The 6,691-nt window shown below is 70.6% G+C and carries 6 protein-coding genes and 1 pseudogene; 3 read left to right on the top strand and 4 right to left on the bottom strand.

Annotated elements, in window-relative coordinates; translation table 11 throughout:
* The 3 genes and pseudogenes from HMPREF3105_RS04300 to HMPREF3105_RS04310 all read left to right on the top strand — a co-directional run.
* A pseudogene (locus tag HMPREF3105_RS04300) lies at window positions 1–270 on the top strand (hypothetical protein); the annotation flags it as partial.
* Window positions 271–409: 139 nt separating this feature from the next.
* The gene (locus HMPREF3105_RS04305) at window positions 410–1,036 is read left to right on the top strand and encodes a hypothetical protein (RefSeq protein WP_036314859.1); all 627 of its coding nucleotides are present in this window, start codon (window positions 410–412) and stop codon (window positions 1,034–1,036) included.
* A gap of 15 nt (window positions 1,037–1,051) precedes the next feature.
* Window positions 1,052–2,077 (top strand): inorganic phosphate transporter, encoded by a 1,026-nt coding sequence (locus HMPREF3105_RS04310; protein ID WP_041103591.1) that lies wholly within the window; start codon window positions 1,052–1,054, stop codon window positions 2,075–2,077.
* A 92-nt stretch (window positions 2,078–2,169) separates the two neighbouring features.
* Here the strand turns inward: HMPREF3105_RS04310 and pstB are convergent, their stop codons facing one another.
* The 4 genes from pstB to pstS form a co-directional block, all read right to left on the bottom strand.
* Window positions 2,170–2,949: a phosphate ABC transporter ATP-binding protein PstB gene (pstB, locus tag HMPREF3105_RS04315; protein ID WP_041103590.1), complete on the bottom strand. Its 780-nt coding sequence runs from the start codon at window positions 2,947–2,949 to the stop codon at window positions 2,170–2,172.
* A gap of 87 nt (window positions 2,950–3,036) precedes the next feature.
* Window positions 3,037–4,218 (bottom strand): phosphate ABC transporter permease PstA, encoded by a 1,182-nt coding sequence (gene pstA, locus HMPREF3105_RS04320; RefSeq protein WP_036384203.1) that lies wholly within the window; start codon window positions 4,216–4,218, stop codon window positions 3,037–3,039.
* Window position 4,219: 1 nt separating this feature from the next.
* Entirely contained in the window at window positions 4,220–5,176 is a 957-nt protein-coding gene (gene pstC / locus HMPREF3105_RS04325) for a phosphate ABC transporter permease subunit PstC (protein WP_049147798.1), read from the bottom strand.
* A 134-nt stretch (window positions 5,177–5,310) separates the two neighbouring features.
* Entirely contained in the window at window positions 5,311–6,423 is a 1,113-nt protein-coding gene (pstS, locus tag HMPREF3105_RS04330; protein ID WP_060974250.1) for a phosphate ABC transporter substrate-binding protein PstS, read from the bottom strand.
* Window positions 6,424–6,691: the final 268 nt, after the last annotated feature.

The following is a 6,691-nucleotide window of genomic DNA, read 5'->3' on the forward strand; positions in this document are numbered from 1 at the left end:
GCCGTCGAGCCGCCGGGGCCGGCCGAGCTGCGCCGCCTCACGGACACGATCCTCACGGGCGCCTACCGCTCCGAGATCGACGTCGCGTTCGAGCGCGCCGCGGCCTACGCCCGCGTCGTGGCTCTGGGCCAGGTCGAGCACGCCGAGGGCTCCGAGGCCGCCGCCCCGGACCGCGCCGCCGCCCTCACCCGCCGGGCCGCGCGCCTGGTCAGCACCGCCGACGCCCTGGAGGCGGCGGGTCGAGCGTTTCGGGACGGATCGCTAGACTGATGGGGACGGCGCCGGGCCGCTGGTAACCCCGGGCTCCAACACATAGCCGCTGCGAGCGGCCTTCCGCCGAGAGGCGTTCCCGGTCCGGCGTCGTCGTCGACCCCTTCGCCACCCGTCGACGAGAGAGCGACCGCTGCCCATGTCCCCCCGCATGCCCTGGCTCGTCACGCGCGACACCCCGGCGCTGCGCCACATGGCGGACCTCGCCGAGGCCCTGCACCGGTCCGTGCATCTGGTGGCCCAGGTCGCGGGGACCCGCGGACCCGAGGCGGACCGTGCCGCCCGTGAGCTCGAGGAGCTCGACTCGTCCTCGAGCGCCACCCTCATGGCCTTCCTCACCGCGCTGCGCAGCGCCTACGTGACTCCGCTGCCCCGTCAGGACCTCTACCGGCTGGCCAGCGGCGTGCACGCGACCACCCGGCGCGTCGTGTCGGCGGGCGTGCTGATCCAGCGGGCCGACCTCGAGGAGCTGCCGACGCACGCCCTCGACGTCCTGGAGACCGTGGGGCGGCAGGCCGAGCTGCTCGCCCGCGGCGCCGCCGAGATGCGCGACCTCGACGCCCTGGAGGCCACGTGGATGCAGCTGCTGCGCGCCTCCCGCCGCACGGAGCGGATCATGGTCGAGTGGCTCGCCGACCTCGGCATGGACCTGCTGCAGCGCGACTACAACCGCCAGCGCGAGGTCGCCTGGGCGCTGCACGCGGCGCTCGAGGCCCTCTCCCGCGTGAACATGGACCTGGGCATGGTGCTCGTCCGTGAGTCCTGAGCCGGTGGAGGCGCCGTGACCGCGGGGCTCGCCGTCGTCCTCGTGCTGCTGTGCGCCGTCGGCGCGCTGATGGGGTTCCGCGACGCCCCCAACGCCGCGGCGCTGCCTGTCCGGTACCGGGCGCTGACACCGCGCGGGGCCCTCCTCCTGACCGGAGCGGTCAACACCGTGGGCGCGCTGCTGGGCATCGGGCTCATCACGCTGAGCGTGCACTACTTCACCTCGCCCGCGGTGCGCAGCGAGATCGGCCCCCTGGCCGTGGGCGTGTCCTGCGCGGTGACCCTCGTGTGGGGTCTGCTGCTGTGGTGGCGGCGCCTGCCCGGCTCCAGCACGCACGCGCTGATCTCCGCGCTGGCGGGCAGCCACCTCGCCGTGCGCCTGAGCCTGCACATCGACGTCGCCCACACCATCTTCGACCTCGTCCGCGCCGAGGTGCTGCTCAGCCTGCTGCTCTCGCCCCTGATCGCGTGGGCGCTCGCCCGCCTGCTCACCGCGCCCGCCACGCGGCTCGCCACCCGCGGCACCACGGTCAACGTCCAGCACCGGGCCCGCGTCGCGTTGGGCATCTCCGCCAGCGCCATGGCCATGGGCCACGGCCTGCAGGCCGGTCAGCGCATGGGGGTGCTGTGGGCCGCCGTGCTGGTGGGGTCCGGGTCCGTCCTGGCGCCGGACGCCCTGACGGCCGAGTTCGTGGGGGGCGCGTTCCTGTTCGCCCTCGCGGTCGGGCTCGGCACGCTAGGCGGCGCCTGGCGGATCGCCTGGACCCTCACCGAGCGTCTCGTGCGCCTCGACCCCCTGCGGGCGTCCGTGGCCGCCGTCATCCCCGCGGGCCTGCTGTTCGTCGGATCCCTGGTGTTCCACCTGCCCCTGTCCTCCACCCACACGGCGACGGCGGCCATCGTGGGCGCCGGCCAGACGCAGACCTACGCGTCCGTGCGCTGGCCCACCGTGCTGCGCGTGGTCGGCTGGTGGCTGCTCACGCCGGTGGCCTGCGCCCTCCTCGGCCTCCTCGGCACGCTGGCCCTCCTCCCGCTGGCCTGAGGCCGCGCCCGACGACGACGCCCGGCCCCGCAGACGCCGCGACCCCGCCCGGCGTGCGGCCGGACGGGGTCGGGGACGGAGCGCGGGGCGGCTCAGCCGAAACGGCCGGAGACGTAGTCCTCGGTCTGCTGGCTCGAGGGGTTGTTGAAGATGACGTTGGTGTCGTCGTACTCGATCAGCTTGCCGGGCTTGCCGACGCCCTGGATGTTGAAGAACGCGGTCTTGTCCGCCACGCGCGCGGCCTGCTGCATGTTGTGCGTGACGATGATGACCGTGTACTCCTCCTTGAGCTCGTTGATCAGGTCCTCGACGGCGAGGGTGGAGATCGGGTCGAGCGCGGAGCAGGGCTCGTCCATGAGGATCACGTCGGGCTGCACCGCGATGGAGCGGGCGATGCACAGACGCTGCTGCTGACCGCCGGAGAGGCCGGAGCCGGGCTTGTCGAGGCGGTCCTTGACCTCGTTCCACAGGTTGGCGCCGCGCAGGGACTTCTCCACGAGCTCGTCCGCACGGGACTTGTTCAGGCGGGTGCCGTTGAGCTTGTAGCCGGCCAGCACGTTGTCGCGGATGGACATCGTGGGGAACGGGTTCGGGCGCTGGAAGACCATGCCGATCTGGGAACGGACGCGGACCGGGTCCACACCGGGCCCGTAGATGTCCTCGCCGTCGAGCAGGAGCTGGCCGTCCACGGTGGCGCCGGGGAGCACCTCGTGCATGCGGTTGATGCTGCGCAGGAAGGTGGTCTTGCCGCAGCCGGAGGGGCCGATGAAGGCAGTGACGGAGCGGGGGGCGATGTCGATGTTGACGCCCTCGACGGCCTTGAACTTGCCGTAGAAGACATCGACGTCGACGGCCTGGATGCGCTTGGACATGAGTGGTTCTGTTCCTTCGTGGAAGTCTCTGGGGGGGGTGCGACGGGGTCGGGGCCGGCCGCCCGGGGGATTCCGGGCGGCCGGGCCTCACCGGCCCTTCTTGGGGGCGAACGCCTTGGCGATGAACCGTGCCGCCAGGTTGAGCAGCATGACGATGGTGACGAGCAGCAGGGCGGCTGCCCAGGCGCGGGCGGTCGAGGGGTCCGCCGCCGTAGGCGAGGTCGGGGCGACCAGCTGGCGGTAGATGTACACCGGCAGCGCGGTCATCCAGTTGTCGAACGGGTTCCAGTTGATGCTGGTGGCGAAGCCGGCCGTCACGAGGATCGGCGCGGTCTCGCCCGCCACGCGGGCGATGGCCAGGGTGACGCCGGAGGCGATGCCGGAGATCGCGGTGGGCAGGACCACCTTGGCGATGGTCTGCCACTTGCGCACGCCGAGGGCGTAGGCGCCCTCGCGCAGCTCGTTGGGCACCACACGGAGCATCTCCTCCGTGGATCGCACGACCACGGGGATCATGAGCACCGAGAGCGCGATCGCGGCCGTGAGACCCATCTGCACGGACTGCAGTGCGGTGGACTTGCTGCCGGTGACCAGGGTCAGGACCCACGTGATCGCGGCGTAGGCGAAGAGGCCGGCCACGATCGAGGGGATGCCGGTCATGACGTCCACGAAGAACACGATGGCGCGGGAGAACCAGCCGCCGCGGCTGTACTCCACCAGGTAGATGGAGGTGAGCATGCCGATCGGCACGGAGATCAGGGTCGCGATGATCGTGATCACGACGGTGCCGATCAGGGCGTGGCCGAAACCGCCCGCGAGCCCGCCGGCGGGCTTGCCGTCCTCCACCCACGCCGAGTCGTCGATGCCGGTGATGCCCTTCATGTCGTACGCCATGATCTGCGGGTTGGCGATCAGGGTCGGCAGACCGGCGGAGAGGACCGACCACAGCACGGAGACCAGCGGCACCAGGGCCACGAGGAACGCCAGCCACACGAGGTTGCGGCACAGGCCGTCTGCGGCGCGGCGCCGGTTCTCCATCACGCGGGTGGCCACGTAGAGCCCCGCGATGTAGAGGATGGCGGCGATGATCACGAAACCGACGACGTTGAAGGCGCCGCTGAGCAGCACGGTCAGGCCGGCGGCGACGACGGCCGCGGCAGCTGCGACGGCCATCCAGGTCCAGCCGGGCTTCTGACCCTCGGTCAGGGAGTGACGCCGCGGCGTCACGCTGTCCTCGGTGGCCCGGGGAGAAGTCGAGACAGTGCTCATGTCAGTTGGCTCCCGAGAATTCCTTGTGCTTGTTCACGATCGCGCGGGCGATCATGTTCACCGCCAGGGTGATGATGAAGAGCATGAGACCGGCAGCGATCAGCTCGTGCAGGCGCATGTTGAACGCCTCGGGGAAGTTGAGCGCGATCTCCGACGGGATCGTCTGGTTCCTGCCGGACTCCACGAGCGACCAGGAGAAGACGCCGCCGGAGAGCACCATGGTGACCGCCATGGTCTCGCCGAGCGCGCGGCCGAGGCCGAGCATGATCGAGGAGATGATGCCGGCCCGGGCGAACGGGAACACGGTCATCTTGATCATCTCCCAGCGCGTGGCGCCGAGGCCGAGCGCGGCCTCCTCGTGGAGCTTCGGGGTCTGGGTGAAGATCTCACGGCAGAGCGCGGTGATGATCGGCAGGACCATCACGGCCAGCACGACGCCCGAGGTCAGCAGGGTGCGGCCCGTGGTGGTGGCCGAGCCGCCGAAGAACGGGATGAAGCCCAGGTTCTCGTTGAGCCAGCCGTAGATCGGCACCATCAGCGGAGCGAGCGTCAGCCAGCCCCACACGCCGTAGACCACGGAGGGGATCGCGGCCAGCAGATCGATCACGAAGCCCACCGACTGCGCGATGCGCGGGGGCGCATAGTGCGAGATGAACAGGGCGACGCCGATCGCGACCGGGGTGGCGATGAGCAGAGCGATGATCGACACCATCACGGTGCCGGCCATGAGCGGCCACACGTACTGGAAGAAGGAGTCCGCAGACACGAGCTCCGCACCCGGCTGCAGGGCAGGCCATGCCTCCGTCAGGAGGAAGACCGCCACGAAGGCGAGCACGAGCAGGATCAGGACGGCGGCCGCCAGGGCCCCGCCGGAGAGGAGCTTGTCTCCGGCGGCTCCGCGGCGGGGGCCGCGCAGGCTGGACGGCTTCGGTGCCGCCTCGTTGGTGGTTGAGGACACAGTGCCTTCCCTCAGATCGACGTGCGTGGTGATGGACGGGCCGCGACGAACGAGCGCCCTGACGCGGCTTCAGCCGCCGGGCCCGTGGGGCCCGGCGGCCGAAGCGGCGGCGGGTCAGCCGACAAGAAGCGACATCAGCCCTTGACCGAGATGGCCTCGATGCGCTCCATGGCCTTCTTGCGGGTGTCCTCGGAGATCGGGGCGTTGCCCGCGGACTCCTCGGCGGTCTTCTGACCGTCCTCGGACACGACGTACTCGGCGAAGGCCTTGACCTGGTCCACGGTCTCCTGCGACTCGTACTGGTTGCAGTAGATGTGGTAGGAGACCAGCACGACGGGGTACACGCCGGACTCGTCGGTGGCGCGGTCGAGCTCGATCGAGCCGTCCTCCTTGGCCTCGGACTTCTCGACGGTCGCGGCCGCGGCCTCGGCGGAGTACTTCACGTACTCCTCGCCGACCTTCACGGACACGGTGCCCAGCTCGCCCACGGCGGAGGCGTCGGCGTAGGTGATGGCGCCCTCGGTCTGGGAGGCCAGGCCCACGACACCCTTGGTGCCCTGGGCGGACTCGGCGGTGATGTCGGACGGCCAGGTCTCGACCTCGTCGTAGGACCAGGCATCGCCGGCGGCCTCGGTGAGGTAGGCGGTGAAGTTCTCGGTGGTGCCCGAGTCGTCGGAACGGTGCACGACGGTGATCGGGGTGTCGGGCAGCTCGACGCCCTCGTTCTGCGCGGCGATGGCCTCGTCGTTCCAGTTCTTGATCTCGCCGGAGAACACCTTGGCGATGGTCTCGGCGTCCATCTTGACGTCATCGACGCCCGGCAGGTTGTAGGCCACGGCGATCGGGGAGATGTAGGCCGGCACGTGGAACGCGCCCTCGTCGCCGCAGTTCTTCTTGGCGGACTCAGCCTCCTCCTCCTTGAGGGCGGCGTCGGAGCCGGCGAAGGAGGTGGCACCGGCGAGGAACTTCTCACGACCGGCACCGGAGCCGTCCGGGGAGTACTGCACGGTCAGGTTCGGAGCGGTCTCGGTGACGCCCTGGGTCCAGGCGGTCATGGCCGCCTCCTGCGAGGAGGCGCCGGCGCCGACCAGGTTGCCCTGGACCTCGGAGGTGGTGCCCTGCTCGCCGCCGGCGGAGCCGGAGGCATCGGAGCCGCCGTTGCCGCTGTCCGCGGAGGAGCAGGCGGTCAGGGCGATGGCGGCCACGGACAGGAGGGCGGCGGAGCGGCCGAAGCGGAGAGCCTTCACGAAGAGCCTCTTTCAATCGGATGACGACGGTGAGGGCAGAGCGTCCGGCTGGCCCGGTTCTGCACCGCACTCGACCGTACGGTCCCGAGGTGAATCGAGTGCTCGGCCGGGGTGAACAGATGGTGAACTGGGGCGGCATTCGTAGGATCTGGCTGTGCAGTGGGTCACAATGCCTGGTTGAGCCTCGCACGGCGGGGGTTCCGCGGCGTCGGACTAGGGCATGTCTGACAATCGTTTGGACCATGCGATCACAGCATTCAGGACCACA

The sequence above is a fragment of the Micrococcus sp. HMSC31B01 genome, from assembly GCF_001816085.1.
Lineage (GTDB): Bacteria > Actinomycetota > Actinomycetes > Actinomycetales > Micrococcaceae > Micrococcus > Micrococcus luteus.